The organism is Kitasatospora sp. NPDC051705 (genome assembly GCF_044453265.1).
GTDB lineage: Bacteria > Actinomycetota > Actinomycetes > Streptomycetales > Streptomycetaceae > Kitasatospora.
Genome location: NZ_JBITCO010000006.1, coordinates 71,568 through 96,866 on the forward strand (window position 1 = coordinate 71,568; position 25,299 = coordinate 96,866).

The following is a 25,299-nucleotide window of genomic DNA, read 5'->3' on the forward strand; positions in this document are numbered from 1 at the left end:
ACCGGTTCCGGCGCTCTGCTCCGCCGGTCGCGGTGGCACGCGACACCGCATCCCCAGTCCGGTGCCCGAACCCGTCCACCGGCATGGTAACGATGCAGCCCGGGATGCAGTGTTGCGGGCCTTGGGGTGAGACGCCCAAAACGCGCGGGCGGTTGACCTTCCGGGGCACGTACCCTTGTGAGCCGTGTCCACTGCCAATGAGTCCACCGCGCGCACCGACCGTTCCAGCACCGCCGTGCAGGCCGTCCCAGGCCTGAGCGAGGCCCAGACGATGGGGCTGCAAGAGCTGCTGCGGGTGTCGCCGGTCGCCGACGAGATCGCCCGCCGGTTCCAGGCGGCCGGTCACCGGCTGGCCCTGGTCGGCGGCTCGGTGCGGGACGCCCTGCTCGGCCGGCTCGGCAACGACCTGGACTTCACCACGGACGCCCGACCGGAGCAGGTGCTGAAGCTGGTCAGGGGCTGGGCGGACGCGGTCTGGGACGTCGGCATCGCCTTCGGCACCGTGGGCGCCCGCAAGGACACCCCCCAGGGCTCCTTCCTGATCGAGATCACCACCTACCGCTGCGAGGCGTACGACCGGACGTCCCGCAAGCCCGAGGTCACCTACGGCGACACCATCGAGGAGGACCTGGTCCGCCGGGACTTCACGGTCAACGCGATGGCGGTCGACCTGCCCGGCCGCGGCTTCGTGGACCCGCACCACGGCCTGGAGGACCTGGAGGCCCGGGTGCTGCGCACCCCCGCCACCCCCGAGGAGTCCTTCTCCGACGACCCGCTGCGGATGATGCGCGCGGCCCGGTTCGCCGCCCAGCTCGACTTCGACCCGGCCCCCGAGGTCGTCGCGGCGATGACCGCGATGGCCGAGCGGATCGCCATCGTCTCCGCCGAGCGGGTCCAGGCCGAGCTGAACAAGCTGCTGCTCGCCAAGCACCCGGTCAAGGGCCTGCGGCTGCTGGTCGACACCGGCCTGGCCGACCACGTGCTGCCCGAGCTGCCCGCGCTTCGGCTGGAGCGCGACGAGCACCACCGGCACAAGGACGTCTACGAGCACTCGCTGACCGTCCTGGAGCAGGCCGTCGACCTGGAGCAGGAGGGCCCGGACCTCACCCTGCGGCTGGCCGCACTGCTGCACGACATCGGCAAGCCGCGCACCCGCCGGTTCGAGTCGGACGGCCGGGTCTCCTTCCACCACCACGAGGTGGTCGGCGCGAAGATGACCCGCAAGCGGATGCGCGAGCTCAAGTACTCCAAGGAGCTCACCGAGGACGTCTCGCGCCTGGTCGAGCTGCACCTGCGCTTCCACGGCTACGGCGGCGGCGAGTGGACGGACTCCGCGGTGCGCCGCTACGTCACCGACGCCGGCCCGCTCCTGGAGCGCCTGCACAAGCTCACCCGCTCCGACTGCACCACCCGCAACCGCAAGAAGGCGGCGGCGCTGTCGCGCACCTACGACGGCCTGGAGGAGCGGATCACCGAGCTCAAGGCGCGGGAGGAGCTGGACGCCGTCCGCCCGGCGCTGGACGGCAACCAGATCATGGAGCTGCTCGACCTCAAGCCCGGGCCGCAGGTCGGCAGGGCCTACAAGCACATGCTCGAGCTCCGGCTGGAGCACGGCCCGATGGAGCACGACGAGGCGGTCGCCGCGCTGCGCGCCTGGTGGGCGGCGCAGCAGGGCTGAGCACGCCGGAGGGGGCGGCCCCGGCCGCGGCCGGAGCCGCCCCCTCCGGGCGGGTGCCCGTCAGCCGTTGACGCTCTGCAGGCAGAGCACGTAGCTCAGCGCCGTCAGGTTGGAGTAGGTGCGGGTGTAGGTGCTGTCCGACTTCGGCTGCTTCTCGCAGACCTTGTCGTCGGAGGTGGCGAAGTACTTCCAGACCACCTTGTACTGGGCGCGGGAGTCGCTGCAGGGCAGCATGGTGATCTTCGGGCTGGCGTCGTGGGTGGCGCCGGTGCCGTTCTCGTTGCGCAGGCAGTCGCCGATCTTGGCGTCGTCGATGCCGTCCGGAGTGGCGCTGGGGGTGGCCACCGGCGGGAGCGTGAACGTCGGCGTGGGCACCGGCCGCGGGGTGTACGTCGGCAGCGGCGGCGGCGAGAAGGTGGTCACCGGGGGCACCGTCACCGTGGGCACCGAGACCGGCGTGACCGGGTCGTCCTTCTTGGGGCCGAGCACCCCGGTGGCGGCCAGCACGATCGTCAGGACCAGCGACAGCGGCAGCAGCAGCGCCAGCATGTGCGGCCGCCGGGTCAGCGGGACGCCGGGGTCGAGCTGCGGTCCGTGGCTGCCCGGGACGGGGTACGGCAGCTGCTTGACCCGGCCGTTGGGGATCAGGTTCAGCAGCAGGGTGATCGGGGCCAGCAGCACCGAGACCGGGCTCCACCAGCCCTGGACCAGGGTGCGGGCGGACATGTCGCGCACCGTCGCCGTCCCGCAGGTGCGGCAGAACGGGCCGGACATCCGCAGCATCCGGTAGGCCAGGACCAGGCCCTGGTGGCCGCGGACGGTGGTGTCCACGGCCGGGAATCCGCCGCAGAAGCGGCAGGTGGGCCCGTCCTGCGGCCCGGGCTGCGGGTACCCGTAGCCGTAGCCGGGCGCGGACTGCTGGGGGTAGCCGTACGCCTGGTCGGGCGGCGGCGGGGCGGCCGGGTAGCCGTAGCCGGGCGGGCCCGACGGCGGGGGTGGCGGAGTCGGCTGGCCGTACGGGTTACCGGTGGCGTACGGGTTGCCGTCGTTGGGCGGCTGCGCGCCGTACGGCATCTGGGGCGGCGGAACGGACAAGAGGTCCCCCGGGGACGGTGGTGGCGGAGAGGTCAGGACTTCCCGACCGGCGGGGTGCCGGTGCGGGCCAGCGGGCCGAGGCAGAGCACGTACCGCTTCTTGTTCCAGCGGCGTCCGCTCTTGCCCGACACGGCACTGGTGGTCTGCGGCGTCTGCTTGCAGCGGTTCACGTCGGTGGTGTTGTCGAACGTCGACAGGACGCGGTAATTCGCTTTGGAGTCAGTGCACTTGGCGATCTCGACGTCGCGTGAACCGCTCACCTTGACGCAGTCGCCGGGCTTGGCGCTGCTGACGCTCGGACCGCTCACGAAGTAGCCGACGGCCAGGGCGATGCAGCCGCCGACCAGCCCGACGGCCTTCAGCTTGGCCTTGGTCCCGCGCTTCTTGGCGGGTGCCGCGGGGGCCTGGCCGGCCGGTCCGGGCTGCGGGTACCCGTAGGGCCCGGCGGGGGGCTGCTGCCCGTACGGCGGCTGGGCGCCGGGCTGCGGCGGGCCGTACCCCGGGGGCGGCCCGTAGCCGGGCGCGGGCTGCGGCGGGGCCGGCTGCGGGTACCCGTACGGCCCCGCGGGCGGCTGCTGTCCGTACCCGGGCTGCGGCGGCCCGTAGGCCGGCTGAGGCTGGCCGTACGCCGGCGGCGGCCCGTACGGGTTGGGCGGTGTGCTCATCAGTTCGTCCCCCGAGACCGAGTGCTGTCGCTCCGACAGGTCTGACGTACCTTAGCGACTCGCTCGGACGCCGTCGGTCCCGAGGGCCCGGGGGGGTCAGGAGGACGGGCCGCCGGGGAGGGGCTCGTCCCGCCGGGCGGCGCGCAGGTAGAGGGCCGCGGAGATCGCGTACACCGCGGACACCCCGCCGACCACCGCGACCGAGCGGCCGGACAGCGGCAGCACCAGCGCGGTGACCAGGGCGGCCGCCACGAAGGCCACGTTGAACAGCACGTCGTAGATGGCGAACACCCGGCCGCGGTACTCGTCCTCGACCGACTCCTGGACCACCGTGTCGGCACAGATCTTGGTGCCCTGGGTGACCACCCCGAGCAGCAGCGCCGCGACCAGGCAGGGCACCAGGGAGAAGCTCAGGCCGAGCGCCGGGACGAAGACCACCGGCGCCGCGAGGCAGACCGTCATCCAGCCGGCCAGTCCGAGCCGGCGGGTGCACCAGGGGCTGATCACCGCGGCGATGAAGAACCCGGCGGCGGAGAGGCCGACCGCCTGGCCGAGGGTGACCAGCCCGGCCGCGCTGTCGGCCGGGTCGTTGAAGGTGTAGCGGGCGAGCATCACCACGACCACGATCAGCACGCCGTAGCAGAACCGGGCCGCGGTGACGGCCGCCAGCGCGTGGACGGCGGGCCGGCAGTCCCGGGCCAGGTGGCGGACGGCGGCACCGAGCTCGACGGCGGCCCGGACCAGGGCCTGGCCGAGCGCGGGCCGGTCCCCGTGCTGCTCCGGGCCGAGCAGGTCGCGGTCCATCCGGCGGGCGGCCAGCGCGGCCGACAGGTAGAGCAGCGAGGCCACCGTCACCAGCGCTGCGTCCGCCCGCGGCCCCGGGGCCATCACCTGGTGCAGCAGGAAGCCGATGCCGCCGCCGGAGGCCGCGGCGACCGTGCCCAGGGTGGGGGAGAGGGCGTTGGCGGTCACCAGCCGGTCCTGCTCCACCACCCGGGGGAGGGCGGCGGACAGGCCGGCCAGGATGAACCGGTTGAGCGCGGTGACCAGCAGCGCCGAGGCGAAGAACAGCCAGGTCGGCGCCTCCGCCAGCAGCAGTGCGCCGGTGCCCAGCCCGAGCCCGAAGCGGGCCAGGTTGCCGTAGTAGAGGACCTGGCGGCGGCGCCAGCGGTCCAGCAGCACGCCGGCGAACGGGCCGATCACCGAGAACGGCAGCAGCATCACGGCCAGCACCGAGGCGATGTCGGCGGGGGAGGACTGCTTCTCCGGGGAGAACACGACGTAGGCGGCGAGCGAGACCTGGAAGACGCCGTCCGAGAGCTGGGAGAGCACCCGGGCGGTCAGCAGCCGCCGGAAGTCCCGGCCGCGCAGGAGACCGAGGAGCGTGGCACGGTGCGGGGACTGGTGGGTGCTGCCGTTCTCGGTGATCGCCACCCGCTCAGGGTGCCATGGATCCGTCCGTTGTTTCACGTGAAACATCGGCCGGGAAACGGTGAAGGGCCCACGATCCGGTGATCGTGGGCCCTTCGGAGCCGCTACGGGCGGTCACCCGCGGTGCAGCTCAGCGCTCAGCGCTCGACCTCGCCGCGGATGAACTTCTCGACGTTCTCCTTGGCCTCGTCGTCGAAGTACTGGACCGGCGGGGACTTCATGAAGTACGAGGAGGCCGACAGGATCGGGCCGCCGATGCCGCGGTCCTTGGCGATCTTCGCGGCGCGCACGGCGTCGATGATGACACCGGCCGAGTTCGGGGAGTCCCAGACCTCGAGCTTGTACTCCAGGTTCAGCGGGACGTCGCCGAACGCGCGACCCTCGAGGCGGACGTACGCCCACTTGCGGTCGTCCAGCCACGCCACGTAGTCCGAGGGGCCGATGTGGACGTTCTTGGCGCCCAGCTCGCGGTCGCGGATCTGCGAGGTGACGGCCTGCGTCTTGGAGATCTTCTTGGACTCCAGGCGCTCGCGCTCGAGCATGTTCTTGAAGTCCATGTTGCCGCCGACGTTCAGCTGCATGGTGCGCTCGAGGATGACACCGCGGTCCTCGAACAGCTTGGCCATCACGCGGTGCGTGATGGTGGCGCCGACCTGGGACTTGATGTCGTCACCGACGATCGGCACGCCGGCCTCGGTGAACTTGTCCGCCCACTCCTTGGTGCCCGCGATGAACACCGGCAGGGCGTTCACGAAGGCGACCTTGGCGTCGATGGCGCACTGCGCGTAGAACTTGGCCGCGGCCTCGGAACCCACGGGCAGGTAGCAGACCAGGACGTCGACCTGCTGGTCCTTGAGGACCTGGACGACGTCGACCGGGGCCTCGTCGGACTCCTCGATGGTCTCCAGGTAGTACTTGCCCAGGCCGTCGAGGGTGTGGCCGCGCTGGACGGTGACGCCGGTCGGCGGCACGTCGCAGATCTTGATGGTGTTGTTCTCGCTGTTGCCGATGGCGTCGGCCAGGTCGAAGCCGACCTTCTTGGCGTCGACGTCGAACGCCGCGACGAACTCCACGTCACGGACGTGGTAGTCGCCGAACTGGACGTGCATCAGCCCGGGGACCTTGCCGGCCGGGTCGGCGTCCTTGTAGTACTCGACACCCTGCACCAGCGACGCGGCGCAGTTGCCCACGCCCACGATGGCTACGCGAACCGAACCCATTCCGGTTGCTCCCTGTGATCTCATGAGCACCGCCGGGGTCGACGGCACTCGTCCTGCTTCTTCGATGACTGCTTGTACGGGCGCGAGGCGCCCACTCCTGCCGCGCGGCACGGGGCTGGCGCGGTGTCAGCGCTCCTGGGCGGAGCGCCCCGGGCGGTCGTACGGTGGCCCGGGCGGGTCCAGGGACCCTTCCTCCTGGCCACGGCCGTCCGAAGTCCTGTGGGGTGCGGCGGTGGTGCCGCCGCCGGTGGCGGGCCCGGTCCGGCCGGTGCGGTTGGCCCGCTCGGTCTCGATCAGCTCGTTGAGCCAGCGGACCTCGCGCTCCACCGATTCCAGTCCGTGCCGCTGCAGCTCGACGGTGTAGTCGTCGAACCGCTCGCGGGCCCGGGCCAGCGAGTTGCGCATCTTCTCCAGACGCTCCTCCAGCCGGCTGCGCCGCCCCTCCAGGACGCGCATCCGCACGGCCCGGTCGGTCTGGCCGAAGAACGCGAAGTGGACGCCGAAGTGCTCGTCCTCCCAGGCGTCCGGCCCGGAGTCGGCGAGCAGCTCCTCGAACCGCTGCTTGCCCTCGGGGGAGAGCCGGTAGACGGTCTTGGACCGCTTGCCGTTGAGCGCGGTGGCCGGGACGTACTCGACGTCCGGGTTGTCCTCGACCAGGAAACCCTGGGCGACCAGGCTCTTCAGGCACGGGTAGAGCGTTCCGTAGGAGAACGCCCGCAGCGTGCCGAGCAGGACGTTGAGGCGTTTGCGCAGCTCGTAGCCGTGCATCGGTGCGTCGTGGAGCAGGCCGAGAACGGCGAACTCCAACACTCCTGAGCGCCTGCCCACTGCCGTCGTCCTCCTCCCTCTCGACCCTCGTCCGGCCGCTGCATCGGGCGGTATGCCGTCTCGATGTATCGGCTCGATATATCGAGAACAGTAAACCGGGCCCTCGAAAGGGGCAAGGGGGGCACGCGTGAATGTGATCACAAGCCGACGCGCGGGGGAGATTGGCAACGGGCGTGTAATGATCTGCTGCCGTTTTGCGGTTATTGGCGACTGATGCCCGATTAGTTGCGATTCTCTGCTGCGTACGCTGTCGCGTGTGCACGAGGACCACCTCCGGGGTTAGGGCGGTTGGCGGGCATCGGACGTGAACCCTGCCTTCAGGCTGGAACCGCCTGGCGAGGAGTGGCTGCAACATGAGCGAACGACGGCGAAGGACGCCCGACCCGGGCGGTGACGGGCAGCAGCCCCCGGGTGGCGGTGGCCGTCAGGGCGGACCCGGCCGTGACGAGCTGAGCTCGGACGGGATCGGCCGCCGGCGCCCTCCGGGCGTCCGGGAGACCGCCCAGCAGCCCCGGATGGGTCGCGCCGAGATGCGCAAGGCCGCGCAGAAGGGCGGCAAGGGGGGTCGCCGCGGTGCCGCCGCGGCCTCGGCCGCTGCCGCCGCCGACCCCGGGAAGAAGCGCTTCATCGACTACCCGCGGTTCGGCAAGACCGGCGTGCGGCGCTGGCTGCCCTCCTGGAAGCAGTGGCTGACCGCGTTCCTGACGGTCTTCGCCGCCTGCGTCGGCGTCGTGTTCTACCTCTACCAGACCACCGAGATCCCGCAGCTCAAGGACCTGGTCAAGGATCAGAACACCATCTACTACTGGGCCGACGGCACGGAGATGACCCGCAAGGGCGACACCAACCGCCAGATCGTCGAGCTCGCCGACATCAGCCCCACCCTGCAGAACGCCGTCATCGCCGCGGAGAACGAGACCTTCCGCACCGACAGCGGCGTCGACCCCAAGGGCATGCTGCGCGCCGTCTACAACATGGCGAAGGGCGGGGAGACCCAGGGCGCCTCGACGATCACCCAGCAGTACGTCAAGAACGCCTACCTGAGCCAGGAGCAGACCCTGACCCGCAAGGTCAGGGAGTTCTTCATCACGCTGAAGATCAATCAGAAGATGGAGAAGCCCGACATCCTGAAGGGCTACCTCAACACCAGCTGGTTCGGCCGCAACGCCAACGGCGCGCAGGCCGCCGCCCAGGCGTACTACGGCGTCAACGCCAAGGACCTCAACCTCTGCCAGAGCGCCATGCTGGCCGGGCTGCTGAAGGGCGCGAACTACTACGACCCCACCAAGGCCGCCAACCGCCAGCGCGCCGAGGACCGCTGGAAGTGGATCCTCGACCGGATGGTGGAGACCAAGAACGCCACGGCGGAGGAGCGGGCGAAGTGCACCACCTTCCCGGACCCGGTCCCGCTGAAGCCCAGCTCCAACATGAACGGTGAGGTCAGCTACCTGGTCGACACCGCCAACAAGTACGTGATGGCCACCGACAAGACGATCACCCAGCAGATGATCGACAAGGGCGGCCTGAAGATCTACACCACGTTCGAGAAGGACAAGGTCGACGCCCTGAAGAAGGCCGTCGACGACGTCAAGAACGAGAACCTCAACCTGCAGAAGCGCCCCGACCAGGACAAGTGGGTGCAGTTCGGCTCCGCCAGCATCCGCCCGGGCGACGGTGCGATCGTCGCCCTGTACGGCGGCGACGGCGTGGAGAACGGCCACTTCGACAACAACGCCGACGCCATCGGCGTCCAGGTCGGCTCGACCTTCAAGCCCTTCGTGCTGGCCACCGCGATGCAGGTCGGCGTCCAGACGGCCACCGACGACAAGGGCAAGCCGAAGCGGATCAACGCCGACAGCCGCTACCTCTCCGACGACATGTCCGAGATCCGCAAGCCCGACGGCTCGCTGGTGATCGGCGACGACGGCAAGCCCTACCGGCAGAAGAACGAGGACAGCGGCAAGCGCGGCTACGTCTCGCTGCGGCAGGCCATGCAGTGGTCGTACAACGTGCCGTTCGTCCAGCTCAACCAGGACGTCGGCGGCCAGAACGTGGCCAACATCGCCGAGCAGATGGGCATCAAGAAGGAGAGCTTCGCCGACCCGAAGACCCCGACCTTCGCCCTCGGCACCTCCACCATCAGCCCGATCCGGATGGCCACCGCCTACGGCACGCTGGCGGCCAGCGGCAAGGAGTCCGAGCCCTACTCGGTCACCAAGGTCGAGGTGGACGGCAGGGAGCGCGCGGGCTTCGGCAAGAAGGACGCCAAGGTGGCGCTGGAGCCGGCCGTCGCGGACAACGTCACCGACGTGCTGGTGAACGTGGCCAAGAACGGTACGGGTAGCAAGAGCAACGCGCTGGGCCGCCCGGTGGCCGGCAAGACCGGTACCACCGACCAGAACAAGTCGGCCTGGTGGGTCGGCTACACCCCGCAGCTGGTCACCAGCGTCGCGATGTGGCGCGAGGACCCGACCAAGCACGAGCGGCTGTCGCTCAACGGCACCGGCGGCAAGGAGTCCATCCACGGTGGTGACATCCCGACCGACGTCTTCACCCGGTACATGAAGGCCGCCCTGGCCAACGAGAAGAAGATGGACTTCCCGACCCCGCAGCCCGTCGGCACCGAGGTGGACTCCTCCGGCGCCCCGAGCACGGCGTCCCCGACGGCCTCGCCGACGATGACCGACACCCCGACGGCCCCGCCGACCCAGCAGCCCGGCCCGACCCAGACGCAGCCGGCCGGCGGCAACAACCCGCCGCAGCCGCCCGTGCCCACCCAGGGCGGCGGGAACTGCGTCCCGGGCGTGGACTGCCCGGCCCCGCAGCCGACCCAGACGCAGCCGACCAAGACCCACCCCGGTCCGACGAACACCTGCATCCTGCCCGGCCTGTGCAACTCGACCCAGCCCACGACGACGCCGACCGACCCGCCCACCACCACGACGTCGCCGACCAAGTCGGGCAAGCCCACCAGCACCCCGGGAGGCGGCGGCCAGGTCGCCCCGGCGGGCTGATCCACCTCCCGTCGAACGGGCGAACGGCGGCGGCGGTCCTCTGCGGAGGGCCGCCGCCGCCGTTTCGTCATGATTCGCCGCCGACCGCCGCGGCCGCGGCCGCACCGGAACGGGGTCCTCCTCGTCCCGGTCGGGCCGGTGCGGCAGGATGTCCGGCATGACGTCGAGCGATCGTGACGAATCCGCCGCCCCGGTCGGGACCGGCGACGCCGCAGGGCCGGCCCAGCCCGCCGTCGGCACGGCCGCCCCGCCGGCCAACACCGTGGTCGTCCCGGCCGACGAGGACCCGGTGGCGGCGGCCGGCAGCGAGGTGATCGGCGGCCCGCCCGGCCGCCGGGCGCTGCTGGGCGTCTCCTGGTGGATCCCGGCGCGCTTCCTGGCGCTGGCGGTGATCGTGGTCTCGGTGCTCGGGATGCTGCAGAAGGCGCCCTGCTACCAGCAGGCCTGGTTCCAGCCGGGTTCGCCGCAGTACATCCACGCCTGCTACAGCGACATCCCGCACCTGTTCTCCGGCCGCGGCTTCTCGGCCGGGCTGCACCCCTACGTGGACCGCATCCCGGGCACCTCCGGAGACCTCCAGTATCTCGAGTACCCGGTGCTCACCGGGCTGTTCATGCAGCTGGCGGCCTGGCTGACGCCGGGCGGCGGCACCCAGCAGAGCCAGGAGCAGTGGTTCTGGGCGATCAACGCCGGGATGCTGATGGCCTGCGCCGTGGTGGCCGTGGTGGCGCTCTCGCGCACCCACCGCCGGCGCCCGTGGGACGCCCTGCTGTTCGCGCTGGCCCCCGTGCTGCTGCTGAACGGCACGGTCAACTGGGACCTGCTCGCGGTCGCGCTGGCCGCCGTGGCGATGGCCTGGTGGGCCGGCTCCCGGCCCGGCTGGGCGGGCGTCTTCATCGGCCTGGCCACCGCGGCCAAGCTCTACCCGGTGCTGCTGCTGGGCCCGCTGCTGGTGCTCTGCTGGCGGACCGGGAAGTGGCGCGAGTTCCGCGCGGCGCTGGGTGGCGCGCTCGGCGCCTGGCTGGTCGTCAACCTGCCGATCATGATCGCCAACTGGCAGGGCTGGTCGACCTTCTACGTCTTCAGCAAGCACCGCGCCGAGGACTACGGCTCGTTCTGGGTGATCCTGATGCAGAACCGCGGGGCGGGCCTGGCCGACCTCGACCTCTACATCGGCGTGCTGATGGTGCTGGGCTGCCTGGCCGTCACGTGGCTGACGCTCTCGGCGCCGCGCCGCCCGCGCTTCGCGCAGCTGGCCTTCCTGGTGGTCGCCCTGTTCGTCCTGGTCAACAAGGTGTACTCGCCGCAGTACGCGCTCTGGCTGCTGCCGCTCGCGGTGCTGGCCCGGCCGCGCTGGCGGGACTTCCTGGTCTGGCAGGCCTGCGAGGTGCTCTACACCCTGGGCATCTGGTCCTACCTGGGCTTCGTCACCGGGCCCAAGCAGCACGGCATCGGCGAGGCCTGGTACCAGTTCGCGGTCGTGCTGCACCTGCTGGGGACGCTCTACCTGGTCGTCATGGTGGTCCGCGACGTCCTGCTGCCGGACCGCGACCCGGTGCGCTGGGACGGCACCGACGACCCGTCCGGCGGCGTGTTCGACCGCGCCCCGGACGCCTTCGTGCTCGGCACCGCCCGCCGGCTGCGCGAGGAGGAGAGCTACGCCGGGTACGCGCCGGCCGGCGCCGAGCAGTGGCTCGGTGAGCCGCAGCTGCTGGAGCCGGCCGACAAGCCGTAGGCCCCGCCCGGACGGACGGTCAGCGGTCCACCACGCGGTCGAAGTGCGTGGTGGTGTGCCGCACCTGGAGACCGAGCTCCTCGCCGATCGCGGGGGCCTTGGTCTCCCCGTCCAGGAACAGCAGCGAGACCTGCATGTGCGGCGGCTCGGCGAACCAGAGCTGCTTGCCCGCCCAGTGGAACGGCGACTTGGTCTTGTTGACCGTCGCCAGACCGGCCCGGGCGATGCCCTTGGCCCGCGAGGACATGCCCTGCACGTACTTGGGCGCCTCCAGGCCGATGCCGTGCGCGGTGCCGCCGGCCACGACCACGATGTGGCCGTCGGACGGCGCCGGGTGCTGGCGGTAGCCGTAGCGGTCGCCCTTGCGCACCGGGGTGACGTCCAGCACGGTGGCCCGGACCTCCAGGGCGCCGTGGTCGCCCAGCCAGAGCCGGGTGCCGATCCGGGCGCGGAAGACGGTGTCCGGGTAGCGCTGGGCCAGCTGTTCCATGCCGGCCGCGCCCAGGTGGCTGACGTACACGGTGTGCACCGGCAGCCCGGCGGCCCGGGCGGTGTCCACCCAGTGGGCGACCTCCTCGACCGGGCTGGAGCCGTCCGGCCGGTCCATCGGCAGGTGCAGGGCCAGGCCCTCGAAGGCCACGCCGTCCAGCTCGGCGGCGACCGCCGGGAGCTCGGCGGCGGAGACCCCGTGCCGGCGCATCGTGGTCATGCACTCCACCACCACCCGGGCGCCGGGCAGTGCCCGCAGGGCGTCCAGGTTCGCCACCGTCCGGATCACCCGGGCGTGCGGCAGCGGCAGCACCTCCTCGCCGACCCGGTACGGGGTGAGGACCAGCAGCTCGCCGCCGTACCACTCGGCGGCGTCGGCCGCCTCGTACGCGGTGCCGACGGCCAGCACGCCGGTGCCGAGCAGCGTCGCCTCCTCGGCCAGCCGGTGGTTGCCCAGGCCGTAGCCGTTCCCCTTGGCGACCGGCACCAGTCCGGGGAACTCGGCCAGCACGGTGCGCTGGTGGGCGCGCCAGCGTTCGGTGTCGAGGTAGAGCGACAGCGTCATCGGGTCAGCCTCCTCAGCGGCGGGACATGTAGAGGTCGAGGGCCTTGTGCAGCAGCTTGTTGAGCGGGAAGTCCCACTCGCCGAGGTACTCGGCCGCCTGGCCGCCGGTGCCGACCTTGAACTGGATCAGGCCGAACAGATGGTCGTTCTCGTCCAGGGTGTCACTGATGCCGCGCAGGTCGTACACGCCGCCGCCGAGGGCGTAGGAGTCGCGCATCATGCGCCACTGGATCGCGTTGGAGGGCTTGACCTCGCGCTTGTGGTTGGCCGAGGCGCCGTACGAGTACCAGACGTGCTCGCCGACCACGAGCATCGTGGTCGCGGCCAGCGGCTCGCCCTCGTGGTAGGCGATGTAGAGCCGCATTCGGTTGGGGTCCTCGGCGGTGAGGGCCTTCCACATCCGCTGGAAGTAGGACAGCGGGCGCGGGGTGAAGCGGTCGCGCTCGGCGGTGACCAGGTAGAGCTGGTGGAAGATCGGCAGCTCGTCGTAGCCGCCCTGGAACACCTCGACGCCGCTCTTCTCGGCCTTCTTGATGTTCCGGCGCCAGAGCTGGTTGAAGCCCTTCTGGATGTCGTCCAGCGAGCGGTTGGCCAGCGGCACCTGGAACACGTAGCGGGGCTGGACGTCGCCGAAGCCGGCGCCGCCGTCCTCGCCCTGCAGCCAGCCCGCCTTGCGCAGCCGGTCGGCCACCTCGAAGGCGCGCGGCTCGTACCAGTCGGCCTCGATGTCGCGCAGGCGCTTGGCCTGCTTGGCGGCGATGGCCTCCTTGATGGTGGGGGCGTTCCAGCGGCGGATGACCACCGGCGGGCCCATCTTCACCGAGAAGGCGCCCTGGGACTTCAGGTGCGCCAGCATCGGGGAGAGCCAGCGGTCGAGGTCGCGGTCGAACCAGTCGATGACCGGGCCCTCGGGCAGGTAGGCGAGGTAGCGCTTGACCTTGGGCAGCTGCCGGTAGAGCACCAGGCCGGCGCCGACGAGCTGGTTGGCCTCGTCGAACCAGCCGATCGACTCCGATCGCCACTCGGCCTTCACGTCGCCCCAGGACGGGACCTGCATGTGGCTGGCCGAGGCACGGCTCCTGATGAAGGCGAGGTGCTCCTCGCGGGTGATCGTCCTCAGGCGCAGGCTCATGCTCGGTGCTCCTCGTCGGTCGGGCTGCGGTGAGCCCCAGGTTCTCGGGCTGACCCTATCGTCCGGGGCCCGGACGCCCGAGTCCCCGGGCGTGACGGCGCCCCCGTCGCGTACCTGTCTCCTTGCAGATACGCCACGGGGGCGCCCAGGGTTCCGCGCGGGGCGGCCGGGGGCCGGGTTCAGCCCCAGAGTCCCCCGCGGGCCATCCCCAGGTAGAAGCCGACGGCCGAGGCGCCGAGGCTGACCATCAGCACGAACCGCTCGGCCGTGGTGACCGAGACGAACACGCCCAGCAGCCCGGTGACGATCCCGAACAGACCGGTCCACGAGGTCAGCAGGTGGAGGTTGTGGAAGAACGAGGTCGTGAAGGCGATCACTCCCAGCACGGCCGTGAGGGCCACCAGGGTGTTCTCGCGGGGGTGCGGGTGGCCGTCGGTGTTCAGCGTGAGGGCCGGCATGTGGTGGACGGACTGGGCCATGTGTCCCACCTCCTGGCGTGGAGACGAACGAGCAGGAATCCCGTTCCGTCCAGATTGCGGCGGTTGGGCCGCTCTCACAACCCCTATGCGTTTTGTTCGGCCGTACGGGTGCGGGTAGGGTTGGCCGTCTGCACTGGTGTAGTTGTGCCCCCTTGCGCCCTCTTCCGGGCGACCACCCCCTCCGGGGTGAGCGGGGCCCGCTGTCGGACCCGGCCGCTACGGTGGCCGGTGTCGTCACTGCTCCGGTGCCGACGCTGCACAACCCTCCTGCCACGGAGAGACCGTGGCCGTTGAGTCCAAAGGAGGTGGGTTACCCATGCGTCACTACGAGGTGATGGTCATCCTCGACCCCTCGGTCGAGGAGCGCGCTGTCTCCCCCCTGATCGAGAACTTCCTCACCGTCGTCCGCAACGCCGGCGGCAAGGTGGAGAAGGTCGACACCTGGGGTCGTCGCCGTCTGGCTTACGAGATCAACAAGCAGTCCGAGGGCATCTACTCGGTCATCGACCTGAAGGCCACGCCTGAGGTCGTCAAGGAGCTCGACCGCCAGATGGGCCTGAGCGAGTCGGTTCTGCGGACCAAGGTCCTGCGCCCGGACACCCACTGAGCCACCTCTGAGGCCTTCGGGTCTCGGGTAGCTCGCGTCCGCTGTTTCACGTGAAACAGCGGTGAACGGACATCTTCCCGAGAGGTCATCACCACCATGGCAGGCGAGACCGTCATCACCCTCGTCGGCAATCTCGTCGACGACCCCGAGCTGCGCTTCACCCCGTCGGGTGCGGCGGTCGCGAAGTTCCGTATCGCGTCCACCCCCCGCACCTTCGACCGTCAGACGAACGAGTGGAAGGACGGCGAGAGCCTCTTCCTCACGTGCAACGTCTGGCGGCAGCCGGCGGAGAACGTGGCCGAGTCGCTGCAGCGGGGCATGCGCGTCATCGTGCAGGGCCGACTGCGCCAGCGGTCTTACGAGACCAAGGAAGGCGAGAAGCGGACGGTCTTCGAGGTCGAGGTCGACGAGGTCGGCCCGAGCCTGCGCTCGGCGACCGCCAAGGTCACCCGGGCCAACCGGTCCGGCGCTCCCGGTGGCGGCTTCGGCGGCCAGCAGGGCGGCGGCCAGGGTGGCGGCAACTGGGGAGGCGGCGGCGGCCAGCAGGGCGGCGGCGGCTGGGGTGGAAACTCCGGCGGCGGCCAGTCCGGCCCCTCCGACGACCCGTGGGCGTCCAGCACTCCGTCCGGCGGCCAGCAGGGCGGCGGCAGCTGGGGTGCCCCGTCCGGTGGCGGCTACTCGGAAGAGCCCCCGTTCTAAGAGCTGACAGATTTCGTGCGGCCCGGCCGCGGCGTCCCAGGACGCCCGCCGGGCCGTGAACCCCAAATGGAGCACACAATGGCGAAGCCGCCTGCTCGCAAGCCGAAGAAGAAGGTTTGCGTCTTCTGCAAGGACAAGGTCAACTACGTTGACTACAAGGACACGAACCTGCTGCGGAAGTTCATCTCCGACCGTGGCAAGATCCGTGCCCGCCGGGTCACCGGCAACTGCACCCAGCACCAGCGTGACGTCGCCACGGCCGTGAAGAACAGCCGTGAGATGGCGCTGCTGCCCTACACCAGCACCGCGCGCTAAGAGAGGGTGACCAAGTAATGAAGATCATCCTCACGCACGAGGTGCCGGGTCTCGGCTCCGCCGGCGAGGTCGTCGAGGTCAAGGACGGCTACGCCCGCAACTTCCTGGTCCCGCGTGGCTTCGCCATCCGCTGGACCAAGGGCGGCCAGAAGGACGTCGACGCCATCCGTCGCGCCCGCAAGATCCACGAGATCCAGACCCTCGAGGCCGCCAACGAGGTCAAGGGTCAGCTCGAGGGCGTCCAGGTCAAGCTGGCCGTCCGCTCGGGTGACGCCGGCCGCCTGTTCGGCTCGGTGACCCAGTCCGACGTCGTCGAGGCCATCAAGGCCGCCGGCGGCCCGGCCGTGGACAAGCGCGCCGTCGCGATCGCCTCGCCGATCAAGACCGTGGGCACCCACAAGGTCTCGGTCAAGCTGCACGCCGACGTCCAGGCCAACCTCGACGTCGCCGTCGTCGCCGCCTGAGTTCCGTAGCAGTGGCCTGAGGGCCGGGCTCCTCCGGGAGCCCGGCCCTCAGTCGTTCCCTCAGTCGTACCCGCGGCTGCTCGGGCGGTCGACGCCGCCCCGGGAAGGCCCGGTGGAGCGGCCCGGAGCGGCCTACGCCCGGACGGCGCCGGTCACCAGCCAGCGCCCGCCGCGCGCCCGGCCGACCAGGAAGGCAGCCCGGACCAGGATGAACAGGTTCATCGCCCACCAGAGCCCGGCCAGCCCGGCGCCGGTGGCGGGCACCGCGACGGCCACCGGGGTGAACACCACCAGGGTCGCGATCGCAGCCCGGGCCAGGTAGGGGCCGTCCCCGGCGCCCATCAGCACGCCGTCCAGCACGAAGACCAGACCGGCCACCGGCTGGCTCAGCGCGAGCAGCAGCAGGGCGGTGTCCAGCTGGCCCTGCACCGCCGGATCGGGCGTGAACAGCGGCACGTAGAGCGGGCGGGCCACCACCACCAGCAGGCCGAGCACCACCCCGGAGCCGATCCCCCACTCGACCATCCGTCTGGTGGCGGCCCGGGCTCCCGGCACGTCCGAGGCGCCCAGGTAGCGGCCGATGATCGCCTGCCCGGCGATCGCGATGGCGTCCAGGGCGAAGGCCAGGAAGCTGAACAGGGTCATGGTGATCTGGTGGGCGGCCACCTGGTCGTCCCCGAGCCGGGCGGCCACCGCGGTGGCGATCATCAGCACCGCGCGCAGGCTCACCGTGCGCACCAGCAGCGGGCCGCCGGCCCTGGCCCCGGCCCGGATGGCGGCCGCGTCGGGCCGCAGGGAGGCCTGCTCGCGGCGCGCCCCGCGGACCACCACGACCAGGTAGGCGGCGGCCATCCCGGTCTGCGCCAGCACGGTGCCCCAGGCCGAACCGGCCACCCCGAGCCCGGCCCCGTAGACCAGTCCGGCGTTCAGCCCGATGTTGGCGGCGAAGCCCGCGACGGCCACCAGCAGCGGGGTCCGGGTGTCCTGGAGGCCGCGCAGCACGCCGGTGGCCGCGAGCACCATGAGCATCGCCGGGATCCCCAGGGCGCTGATCCGCAGGTAGGTCACGGCGTAGGGGGCGGCGGTGGGCGAGGCGCCCAGGACGTCGGCGGTCCAGGGGGCCAGCAGCAGGGTGAGCAGGACCACCGGGACGGCCAGGCCGAGGGCCAGCCAGATGCCGTCGACGCCCTGCTGGACGGCGCCCCGGCGGTCCCCGGCCCCGATCCGGCGGGCCACCGCGGCGGTGGTGGCGTAGGCGAGGAACACGAACACGCCCGTCGCGGTGGAGAGCGCGGCGGCGGCCACCCCGACACCGGCCAGCTGCGGGGTGCCGAGGTGCCCGACGATCGCCGAGTCGGCCATCAGGAAGAGCGGCTCGGCGACCAGCGCACCGAAGGCCGGGACGGCCAGCGCGAGGATCTCCCGGTCGTGCCGGCGTCTGGACGGGGTCGGGGCGGTGGGCGAGACGGTCATGGGCTCCAGGCTACTCATCCACAGGTAATGGTTGCCAGGGCCAGGCGATCATTACTCGAATTCTTGAGCGACGCGCCCGGCCCGCTCGGTGCCCACAGCCGTTCGGAGGTGTGTGAAGAATTTCTCATGCACAGGCCCGGATCGAGGTAGTCCCAGGTCAACGGGTTGACGGTGGATCGATGGTCGGGTTATCCACAGGACCTTCCACAGGGGTGTCCACAGCTTTGCGGCACTTCTCCACAGGACGGCGGCGCTCGTCCACACCCCCTGTGGATAACCGCCTTGGCTGAACGGCTCCCGGCGCCTTAGCGTGGGCCCTCCGCCCGACACTCCAGCCCGCCCCGGCGTCCGATTTGTCGGAGCCGTGGCGTACAAAGAGGAGCGGCTCAGCTCCACCCAGCCACCGGCAAGGCCCGCTCCATCTCGCACCACTCGCTGAACGGGGAACACGCGTGACCGGCCCCCAGTACGACGACCACGACGCCCCGCCGCCGGAGGAGGACTGGCCGACCGCGGAGGACCCCTTCCCGGCCGGTGCCTTCGACGACGCGCCGTTCCCGGACGGCCCCGGCGACCGGCTCCCGGTCTCCCGCGCCCGCGGCGGCCAGGGTGGCGGTCAGGGGGGCGGCCAGGGCGGCCGTGACGGCGGCTTCCAGAAGGGCGGCTTCCAGGGCGGCAAGGGCGGCAAGGGCGGCTCCCAGCGCGACGGCGGCCGCGAGGGCGGCTGGCAGCGCCGCGACGACGAGGGCCAGGGCGGCGGGGACGGCTTCGAGCGGGTCCCCCCGCAGGACCTCGCGGCCGAGCAGTCCGTCCTCGGCGGCATGCTGCTCTCCAAGGACGCCATCGCCGACGTGGTCGAGGTCCTCAAGCCGGCCGACTACTACCGGCCCGCGCACGAGCTGGTGCACGGCGCCATCCTCGACCTCTACGCCCGCGGTGAGCCGGCCGACCCGATCACCGTGGCCGGCGAGCTCACCAAGCGCGGCGAGCTGCAGCGCGTCGGCGGGGCGTCCTACCTGCACACCCTGGTCAACTCCGTCCCGACGGCCGCCAACGCCGAGTACTACGCCCAGATCGTCCACGAGCGCGCGGTGCTGCGCCGGCTGGTCGAGGCCGGCACCCGGATCGCCGGCATGGGCTACGCGGCCGAGGGCGACGTCGACGAGATCGTCAACGCCGCCCAGGCGGAGATCTACGCCGTCACCGAGCAGCGCACCAACGAGGACTACGCGCCGCTCGCCGACATCATGGAGGGCGCGCTCGACGAGATCGAGTCGATCGGCTCCCGCAACGGCCAGATGTCCGGCGTCCCGACCGGCTTCGCCGACTTCGACGCGCTCACCAACGGCCTGCACCCCGGCCAGATGATCGTCATCGCCGCCCGTCCCGCGATGGGAAAGTCGACCCTGGCGCTGGACTTCGCGCGGGCCTGCTCGATCCACCACAAGCTGCCGAGCGTGATCTTCTCGCTCGAAATGGGCCGCAACGAGATCGCCATGCGCCTGCTGTCGGCCGAGGCCCGGGTCGCGCTGCACCACATGCGCTCCGGCAGCATGACCGACGACGACTGGACGCGGGTCGCCCGCCGGATGCCGGACGTCAGCGAGGCACCGCTGTTCATCGACGACTCGCCGAACCTGTCGATGATGGAGATCCGGGCCAAGTGCCGCCGGCTCAAGCAGCGCAACGACATCAAGCTGGTCGTCATCGACTACCTCCAGCTGATGCAGTCCGGCGGCTCCCGCCGGGCCGAGAACCGCCAGCAGGAGGTCTCCGACATGTCGCGAAACCTGAAGCTGCTGGCCAAGGAGCTGGAGGTGCCGGTGATCGCGCTCTCCCAGCTGAACCGTGGCCCCGAGCAGCGCACCGACAAGCGCCCGATGGTCTCCGACCTGCGCGAGTCCGGCTCGATCGAGCAGGACGCCGACATGGTCATCCTGCTGCACCGCGAGGACGCGTACGAGAAGGAGTCCCCCCGGGCGGGCGAGGCCGACCTGATCGTCGCCAAGCACCGAAACGGCCCCACCGCCACCATCACGGTGGCCTTCCAGGGCCACTACTCCCGTTTCGTCGACATGACCCGGGACTAGGGCGTGTCTTTCGGATCACGCCAGGCGGTCGCCGCCGGGGCACGCACCTCGCCGGCTTCTCGTCAGTCGCCGATGCTCCGCATGGACTCCCTCCTCGGCGCCGCCGATGCACGCACCCCAACGACGCCCGCTGATCCGACGTGATCCGAAAGACACGCCCTAGGGTCCGTCCGCTCCCCGTCCGCTCCCCGTCCGCGGCCCGGGCCGGCCGGAGGACAGCCGGGGACAGGGGTGTGGCGCGATGGACTACTGTCCCTGCCGTGAAGACGATACGACAGCTGTCCGCCCGCCGGGCCGGGGGAAGCGCGAAGGCCCAGGCCGGCGGGGCAGCCGCCAGGCTGGGCTGGCTCGACGCGCTCCGCGGCGTGGCCGCCCTCGTGGTCGCCCTGCACCACTTCGACGTCCTGAAGCTGCTGCCGGACCGGCTGGCCGCCTTCATCTGGTGGCACGGGGACCTGGGCCTGTACGGCGTCATGCTGTTCTTCCTGGTCAGCGGCTACATCATCCCGGCCTCGCTGGAGCGCCGGGGGGACGTGCGGGCGTTCTGGCTCGGCCGGTTCTTCCGCCTCTGGCCGCCGGTGATCGTCGGCATCGTGGTGGCGCTGGCCATCATCCCGAAGGGTGACGGTTCCGTCGCACTCTTCGCGACCGGCCACAACTACGTGGCGGTGGCCGCCAACGCGACCATGCTGCAGGACTTCATGGGCGTCTGGAACGGCCTGGGCGTCATGTGGACGCTGAGCTACGAGATGGCGTTCTACTACATGGTCACCGCGCTCTTCGCGATCGGTCAGCACCGCCGCAGCGGCCCGATCGCGGTGGCCTTCGCCGCCGTGGCGCTGATCTTCGGCACCTCCATCGCGTCCCACACGATGACCGTCGACGCCGCCTCGACCCACAACCTGGTCTGGGGCGTGGTGCTGATCGTGCTCTTCGCCTTCGCGTGCGTGCTGAGCGGCCGGGCGAACCTGACCCGGATCGGGGCGATCACGCTCGGCGTGCTGGCCTTCGTGCTGATGTACAACAACAGCCGGGCGCCGATGTTCGAGACCCTGATGATCTTCGCGACGATGTTCGCCGGCACCGTGATCTACCGGGCCGAGCGGGGCCAGATCGACCGCATGCAGGCCGTGCTCTGCTGCGGCTTCGTGATCGCCGCGGGCGTGGCGATCGGCTTCTTCTTCAACCACAGCGGCATGGAGAACAACACCTGGACGGCCGGTCCGCGCGCCTGGGTCGGCTCCTACCTCGGGGCCTGGATCAGCTTCGGGATCGGCTTCGCGCTGCGCAAGCGCCGCTTCCCGAAGCCGCTGACCTGGCTCGGCGGGATCAGCTTCTCGCTCTACCTGCTGCACGTCCCGGTGCTGCACACCCTCCACCACCTGCTGGACGTGCCCAAGGTGCCCCCGACGACCGGCGGCAAGCTCATCTGGACCGTCGAGTACCTCGCCGTGATCATGCTGGTGAGCTGGGTGATGTACAAGCTGGTCGAGCTGCCCGTGCAGAAGCTCGGCCGCAGGGCGAGCAAGGCGGTCGAACGCCGTTGGCCCTCCGGCGACCCGCTGACGGCCCCCGTGACGGCCGCGCCCGCCACGGGCGCGGTGGCCCGCCCCGAGGAGCCGGTGCCGGCCGAGGTCGGCGCCGGGGGCCCGGGGCAACGGGTCGGCTGACCGTCCGGACGGACGCGCGAAGGGCTCCCCTCCCGCTCGGGAGGGGAGCCCTTCGGCGTGCGGCGCCGGACGCCGTCAGACGGTGACGGTGGCGCGGAAGAGCGTGGTGCCGGTGCCGGCGAGTCGGGTCGGGGCGCCGGTGGCCGGGAGGAAGGCCGACTGGCCGCGGGCCAGGTCCAGGGTGGTGCCGTCGGCCGAGGTGAGTCGGGCGGTGCCGGCCGTGCAGAGCAGGATCTGCGGGGTGCGGCCGTCGATCTCGCGCTCCCGGCCGTCCAGGGTGAAGCGGGAGAGCCGGAACTCGTCGATCGGGACGGGGTACAGCTCCTCGCCCGGGGTGCCCTCGACCGGGGCGGGGTGCAGGACGTCGGGCGCGCCGGCCTCGAAGACCACGACCTTCAGCAGCTCCGGCAGGTCGACGTGCTTGGGGGTGAGGCCGGCCCGCAGCACGTTGTCGGAGTTGGCCTGCAGCTCGACGCAGACGCCGGACAGGTAGGCGTGCGGCACGCCGGCGCCCAGGTAGAGGGCCTCCCCGGCCCGCAGCCGGACGTGGTTGAGCAGCAGCGCCGCGATGAGGCCGCGGTCGGCGGGGAAGTCCTTGGCGATCCGGGCGTACGGAGCGTAGACGCCGTCCGGGTCGAGGCCGTCGCGCTCCGCCAGCACCTCGGCGGTCTCCCGGACGGTCCGCCCGGCCGCCGGGCCGTCCATGGTGAGGATGGCGGCCAGGGTGGTGCGCAGCGCCTCGGTCTCGTCCTCGGCGGCCAGTAGGCCGATCAGCGGGTCGAGTCCGGGCACCGCGAGCCCGGCCAGCACCCGGGCCGCCTCGGCCGGCCGGCGGAAGCCGCAGAGGCCCTCGAACTCGCCCAGCGCGCAGACCATTTCGGGCTTGTGGTTGGCGTCGCGGTAGCTCCGCTCGGGGGCGTCCAGCGGGATGCCGAGGGCGTTCTCGGCGGCGAAGCCGGCGCGGGCCTGGTCGAGCGTGGGGTGGGCCTGGATGGACAGCGCGGTGCCCGCGGCGAGGACCTTGAACAGGAACGGCAGGGTCGGGCCGAACCGGGCGACGGCCGCGGCGCCGAGCTCGCCCTCCGGGTCGGCCGCGATCAGCTCGTCCAGCCGGCGGGGCCCGTCGCCCCGGTCGGCGCGGGACGGGTCGCCGGGGTGGGCGCCCATCCACAGCTCGGCCTGCGGTTCGCCGGTCGGCTCCTGCCCGAGCAACTCGGGCAGGGCGGTCGGGGAGCCCCAGGCGTACGGGCGGACGGTGTTGACGAGCCTGTCCATGCGCGCGGTCCTACTCCTTCGCTGGGTGGCGGGTGTGCCGGATCACCGGGTGCGGGCCCGGCGATGCGGGGGTCCGGGCACAGGCAGGGCATCGACCCTAGCGGACCGGTGTCGCCGACGGGGAAACGGTGGGCGACCGTGGGGAGTGCCGCGGCCGGACCGGCGGTTCCCGGGCGCGGTAGTAGGATGCCAGGACGCAGTAGTCTCCGCCCCGCAGCAGTCTCCACCGTGGTCATCCCGCAGGCGGGCTGCCGGTGGAGCCGCGTTCCAGAGTGCGGGCGACGGTGTTCTGACACTCCCCGTCATCGGCCGAGAGGTTTGTACGTGACCGTGAACCAGCAGAGTTTTGCTGATCTCGGCAGGGTCCTGGTGATCATTCCGACCTACAACGAGGCGGAGAACGTCGAGCGGATCGTCGGCCGGGTCCGGGCCGCGGTGCCCGAGGCCCACGTGCTGGTCGCCGACGACAACAGCCCGGACGGCACCGGCGAGCTGGCCGACAAGCTGGCCGCCGAGGACCCGCACGTGCACGTGATGCACCGCAAGGGCAAGGAGGGCCTGGGCGCCGCCTACCTCGCGGGCTTCCGCTGGGGCATCGACCACGACTACGACGTCCTGGTGGAGATGGACGCGGACGGCTCCCACCAGCCCGAGGAGCTCGACCGGCTGCTGGCCGCGCTGCGCGGCGCCGATCTGGTCCTGGGCTCGCGCTGGGTGCCCGGCGGCCGGGTGGTGAACTGGCCGAAGTCGCGGCTGCTGCTCTCCCGCGGCGGCTCGACCTACTCGCGGCTGATGCTGGGCGTGCCGATCCGGGACGTCACCGGCGGCTACCGGGCCTTCCGCAAGGAGACCCTGCTGGGCCTGGGCATGGACGAGGTGGCCTCGGCCGGGTACTGCTTCCAGGTCGACCTGGCCTGGCGCACGGTGAAGGCCGGCTTCAAGGTGGCCGAGGTGCCGATCACCTTCGTCGAGCGCGAGCTCGGTGCGTCCAAGATGAGCCGCAGCATCGTGGTCGAGGCGCTGTGGCGGGTGACCTCCTGGGGTCTCTCCGACCGGCTGGCCCGGCTGCGCGGCGGCGCCGGGCGCTGACCCGGCCCCGCCCCCACGTTCACGCCCGGGGCCCGTCCGTCTTCCCGACGGACGGGCCCCGGGCGTTTTCGCGCACGTGCGGCCCCGGCGGGAACCGGACACGCCTCAGCAGCCGCCCGGGTGCAGGGCGCTCTCGGGCAGGTGGCGGTCGGCCCAGAGGGCGAGTTCGGTGAGCGCGGGCTTCAGCGCGACGCCGGCCTCGGTGAGCCGGTAGCTGACCCGCAGCGGCGGTCCGGCGTCGACCTCGCGCAGGACCAGCCCGGCCTCGGCGAGTTCGGTGAGCCGGTCGGAGAGCATCCGTTCGCTGATGCCGGGGATGGTGCGCCGCAGCTCGGAGAAGTAGGCCGGCCCGTGGCTGAGCACGGCGACCACGATGCCCGTCCAGCGCTTGCCGAGCAGTCCGAAGACCCTGGTCAGGGCGGGGGAGGCGGCCGCGCAGTGCCCCGTGGGCACTCCGGGAGGGGCCTGGAGCCGGTCGGTCGCTAGCTCGTGGTCGGACATGCCACCAGCGTACCGGACCCTTCGCTAGTGACTGCAGAAAAGTAAGCTGCTACGGTAGTTGCAGCTGCAGGGGAAAGAGCAGCTGCTAATTCTATGGAGGCCCCACCATGCCCACGCTCCTGCACATCGACTCCTCGGCCGTCGTCGACGGATCCGTCTCCCGCGAGGTCACCGCCGCCTTCCGGGCCGCCTGGGAGGCCGAGCACCCCGGGGGCACCGTCGTCTACCGCGACCTCGCCGTCGAGGACATCCCGCACCTGGACGCGCACGGCATCGTCGCCGGCTTCGTCCCGGCCGAGGGCCGCAGCGCCGAGCAGGCCGCCGCCTTCGCCCTGCGCGAGCAGCTGATGACCGAACTGGAGCAGGCCGACGCCGTGCTCATCGGCAGCCCGATGTACAACTTCACGATCCCGTCCAGCCTCAAGGCCTGGCTGGACCAGGTGATCCTGGTCGGCCGCACCGCCGGCGAGAACCCCTCCGCCAAGGGCACCCCGGTGACCGTCGTCGCCGCCCGCGGCGGCTCCTACGCCCCCGGCGCCCCGCGCGAGCCGTACGAGTTCGTCACCACCTACCTGGAGAAGGTGCTGACCGGCATGCTCGGGCTGGAGGTCGACTTCATCGTCCCCGAGTTCACCCTCGCGCCGAGCGTCCCCGCACTCGCCGACTTCATCCCGCAGGCCGCCGAGTCCAAGGCGCGGGCCCTGGAGGAGGCCGCCCGCCGGGCCAAGGGGCTGGCCGCCTGAGCCCGGGCCGCCCCGGGTGACCGGTGCCGGAAGGCGCGCCCC

General features: G+C 71.6%; 22 protein-coding genes. 11 read left to right on the top strand and 11 right to left on the bottom strand.

The features are described 5' to 3' along the window. Window positions 1-271 precede the first annotated feature (271 nt). The gene (locus ACIA8Q_RS10065) at window positions 272-1,678 is read left to right on the top strand and encodes a CCA tRNA nucleotidyltransferase (protein WP_387900762.1); all 1,407 of its coding nucleotides are present in this window, start codon (window positions 272-274) and stop codon (window positions 1,676-1,678) included. 60 nt (window positions 1,679-1,738) lie between these two features. Here ACIA8Q_RS10065 and ACIA8Q_RS10070 read toward each other — a convergent pair whose 3' ends face one another. The 5 genes from ACIA8Q_RS10070 to ACIA8Q_RS10090 form a co-directional block, all read right to left on the bottom strand. Further along, on the bottom strand, window positions 1,739-2,752 hold the full coding sequence (locus tag ACIA8Q_RS10070; protein ID WP_360212840.1) for a hypothetical protein: 1,014 nt from the start codon (window positions 2,750-2,752) through the stop codon (window positions 1,739-1,741). A gap of 53 nt (window positions 2,753-2,805) precedes the next feature. After that, the gene (locus tag ACIA8Q_RS10075; protein WP_360212838.1) at window positions 2,806-3,438 is read right to left on the bottom strand and encodes a hypothetical protein; all 633 of its coding nucleotides are present in this window, start codon (window positions 3,436-3,438) and stop codon (window positions 2,806-2,808) included. A 96-nt stretch (window positions 3,439-3,534) separates the two neighbouring features. Next, window positions 3,535-4,872 (bottom strand): MFS transporter, encoded by a 1,338-nt coding sequence (locus ACIA8Q_RS10080; RefSeq protein ID WP_360212836.1) that lies wholly within the window; start codon window positions 4,870-4,872, stop codon window positions 3,535-3,537. Between the two features lie 134 nt (window positions 4,873-5,006). Further along, a complete protein-coding gene (locus ACIA8Q_RS10085) occupies window positions 5,007-6,089 on the bottom strand; it encodes an inositol-3-phosphate synthase (protein WP_313764715.1) in 1,083 nt (360 codons plus the stop codon). A 126-nt stretch (window positions 6,090-6,215) separates the two neighbouring features. Then, on the bottom strand, window positions 6,216-6,917 hold the full coding sequence (locus ACIA8Q_RS10090) for a PadR family transcriptional regulator (RefSeq protein ID WP_360212834.1): 702 nt from the start codon (window positions 6,915-6,917) through the stop codon (window positions 6,216-6,218). A 353-nt stretch (window positions 6,918-7,270) separates the two neighbouring features. Between ACIA8Q_RS10090 and ACIA8Q_RS10095 the strand changes: the two genes are divergently transcribed. Together ACIA8Q_RS10095 and ACIA8Q_RS10100 are read left to right on the top strand one after the other, a co-directional pair. Next, window positions 7,271-9,931, top strand: a complete 2,661-nt coding sequence (locus ACIA8Q_RS10095; RefSeq protein ID WP_360212833.1) for a transglycosylase domain-containing protein — start codon at window positions 7,271-7,273, stop codon at window positions 9,929-9,931. A 157-nt stretch (window positions 9,932-10,088) separates the two neighbouring features. After that, window positions 10,089-11,666: a glycosyltransferase 87 family protein gene (locus ACIA8Q_RS10100; RefSeq protein ID WP_360212831.1), complete on the top strand. Its 1,578-nt coding sequence runs from the start codon at window positions 10,089-10,091 to the stop codon at window positions 11,664-11,666. 19 nt (window positions 11,667-11,685) lie between these two features. Here the strand turns inward: ACIA8Q_RS10100 and ACIA8Q_RS10105 are convergent, their stop codons facing one another. The 3 genes from ACIA8Q_RS10105 to ACIA8Q_RS10115 all read right to left on the bottom strand — a co-directional run bounded on the left by ACIA8Q_RS10105 (window position 11,686) and on the right by ACIA8Q_RS10115 (window position 14,331). After that, complete coding sequence (locus tag ACIA8Q_RS10105; protein ID WP_360212829.1) at window positions 11,686-12,720, bottom strand: alanine racemase; 1,035 nt, start codon at window positions 12,718-12,720, stop codon at window positions 11,686-11,688. A 13-nt stretch (window positions 12,721-12,733) separates the two neighbouring features. Beyond that, window positions 12,734-13,852, bottom strand: a complete 1,119-nt coding sequence (locus tag ACIA8Q_RS10110; RefSeq protein WP_360212827.1) for a peptidoglycan bridge formation glycyltransferase FemA/FemB family protein — start codon at window positions 13,850-13,852, stop codon at window positions 12,734-12,736. A gap of 179 nt (window positions 13,853-14,031) precedes the next feature. Continuing rightward, window positions 14,032-14,331, bottom strand: a complete 300-nt coding sequence (locus ACIA8Q_RS10115; RefSeq protein ID WP_360212825.1) for a hypothetical protein — start codon at window positions 14,329-14,331, stop codon at window positions 14,032-14,034. A 316-nt stretch (window positions 14,332-14,647) separates the two neighbouring features. Between ACIA8Q_RS10115 and rpsF the strand changes: the two genes are divergently transcribed. From rpsF to rplI, 4 genes are all read left to right on the top strand, one after another. Further along, window positions 14,648-14,938, top strand: a complete 291-nt coding sequence (rpsF, locus tag ACIA8Q_RS10120) for a 30S ribosomal protein S6 (RefSeq protein WP_063348486.1) — start codon at window positions 14,648-14,650, stop codon at window positions 14,936-14,938. A gap of 96 nt (window positions 14,939-15,034) precedes the next feature. After that, a complete protein-coding gene (locus ACIA8Q_RS10125; protein WP_360212823.1) occupies window positions 15,035-15,637 on the top strand; it encodes a single-stranded DNA-binding protein in 603 nt (200 codons plus the stop codon). A 78-nt stretch (window positions 15,638-15,715) separates the two neighbouring features. Further along, entirely contained in the window at window positions 15,716-15,952 is a 237-nt protein-coding gene (rpsR, locus tag ACIA8Q_RS10130; RefSeq protein ID WP_030304537.1) for a 30S ribosomal protein S18, read from the top strand. A 17-nt stretch (window positions 15,953-15,969) separates the two neighbouring features. Then, window positions 15,970-16,416: a 50S ribosomal protein L9 gene (gene rplI / locus ACIA8Q_RS10135; RefSeq protein WP_360212821.1), complete on the top strand. Its 447-nt coding sequence runs from the start codon at window positions 15,970-15,972 to the stop codon at window positions 16,414-16,416. 132 nt (window positions 16,417-16,548) lie between these two features. Here rplI and ACIA8Q_RS10140 read toward each other — a convergent pair whose 3' ends face one another. Continuing rightward, the gene (locus tag ACIA8Q_RS10140; RefSeq protein ID WP_360212819.1) at window positions 16,549-17,889 is read right to left on the bottom strand and encodes an MATE family efflux transporter; all 1,341 of its coding nucleotides are present in this window, start codon (window positions 17,887-17,889) and stop codon (window positions 16,549-16,551) included. A 452-nt stretch (window positions 17,890-18,341) separates the two neighbouring features. On the opposite strand from ACIA8Q_RS10140, the gene dnaB reads away from it, so the two are divergent. Further along, entirely contained in the window at window positions 18,342-19,979 is a 1,638-nt protein-coding gene (gene dnaB, locus ACIA8Q_RS10145) for a replicative DNA helicase (RefSeq protein WP_360212817.1), read from the top strand. Window positions 19,980-20,239: 260 nt separating this feature from the next. Next, complete coding sequence (locus tag ACIA8Q_RS10150) at window positions 20,240-21,649, top strand: acyltransferase (RefSeq protein WP_360205970.1); 1,410 nt, start codon at window positions 20,240-20,242, stop codon at window positions 21,647-21,649. 75 nt (window positions 21,650-21,724) lie between these two features. On the opposite strand, the gene manA is transcribed toward ACIA8Q_RS10150, so the two are convergent. Continuing rightward, a complete protein-coding gene (manA, locus tag ACIA8Q_RS10155) occupies window positions 21,725-22,924 on the bottom strand; it encodes a mannose-6-phosphate isomerase, class I (protein WP_360205968.1) in 1,200 nt (399 codons plus the stop codon). Window positions 22,925-23,248: 324 nt separating this feature from the next. On the opposite strand from manA, the gene ACIA8Q_RS10160 reads away from it, so the two are divergent. After that, the gene (locus ACIA8Q_RS10160; RefSeq protein WP_360205965.1) at window positions 23,249-24,013 is read left to right on the top strand and encodes a polyprenol monophosphomannose synthase; all 765 of its coding nucleotides are present in this window, start codon (window positions 23,249-23,251) and stop codon (window positions 24,011-24,013) included. 105 nt (window positions 24,014-24,118) lie between these two features. On the opposite strand, the gene ACIA8Q_RS10165 is transcribed toward ACIA8Q_RS10160, so the two are convergent. Continuing rightward, entirely contained in the window at window positions 24,119-24,514 is a 396-nt protein-coding gene (locus ACIA8Q_RS10165; RefSeq protein WP_360205962.1) for a helix-turn-helix domain-containing protein, read from the bottom strand. A gap of 107 nt (window positions 24,515-24,621) precedes the next feature. On the opposite strand from ACIA8Q_RS10165, the gene ACIA8Q_RS10170 reads away from it, so the two are divergent. Then, complete coding sequence (locus ACIA8Q_RS10170) at window positions 24,622-25,257, top strand: NAD(P)H-dependent oxidoreductase (RefSeq protein WP_360205959.1); 636 nt, start codon at window positions 24,622-24,624, stop codon at window positions 25,255-25,257. Window positions 25,258-25,299 lie beyond the last annotated feature (42 nt).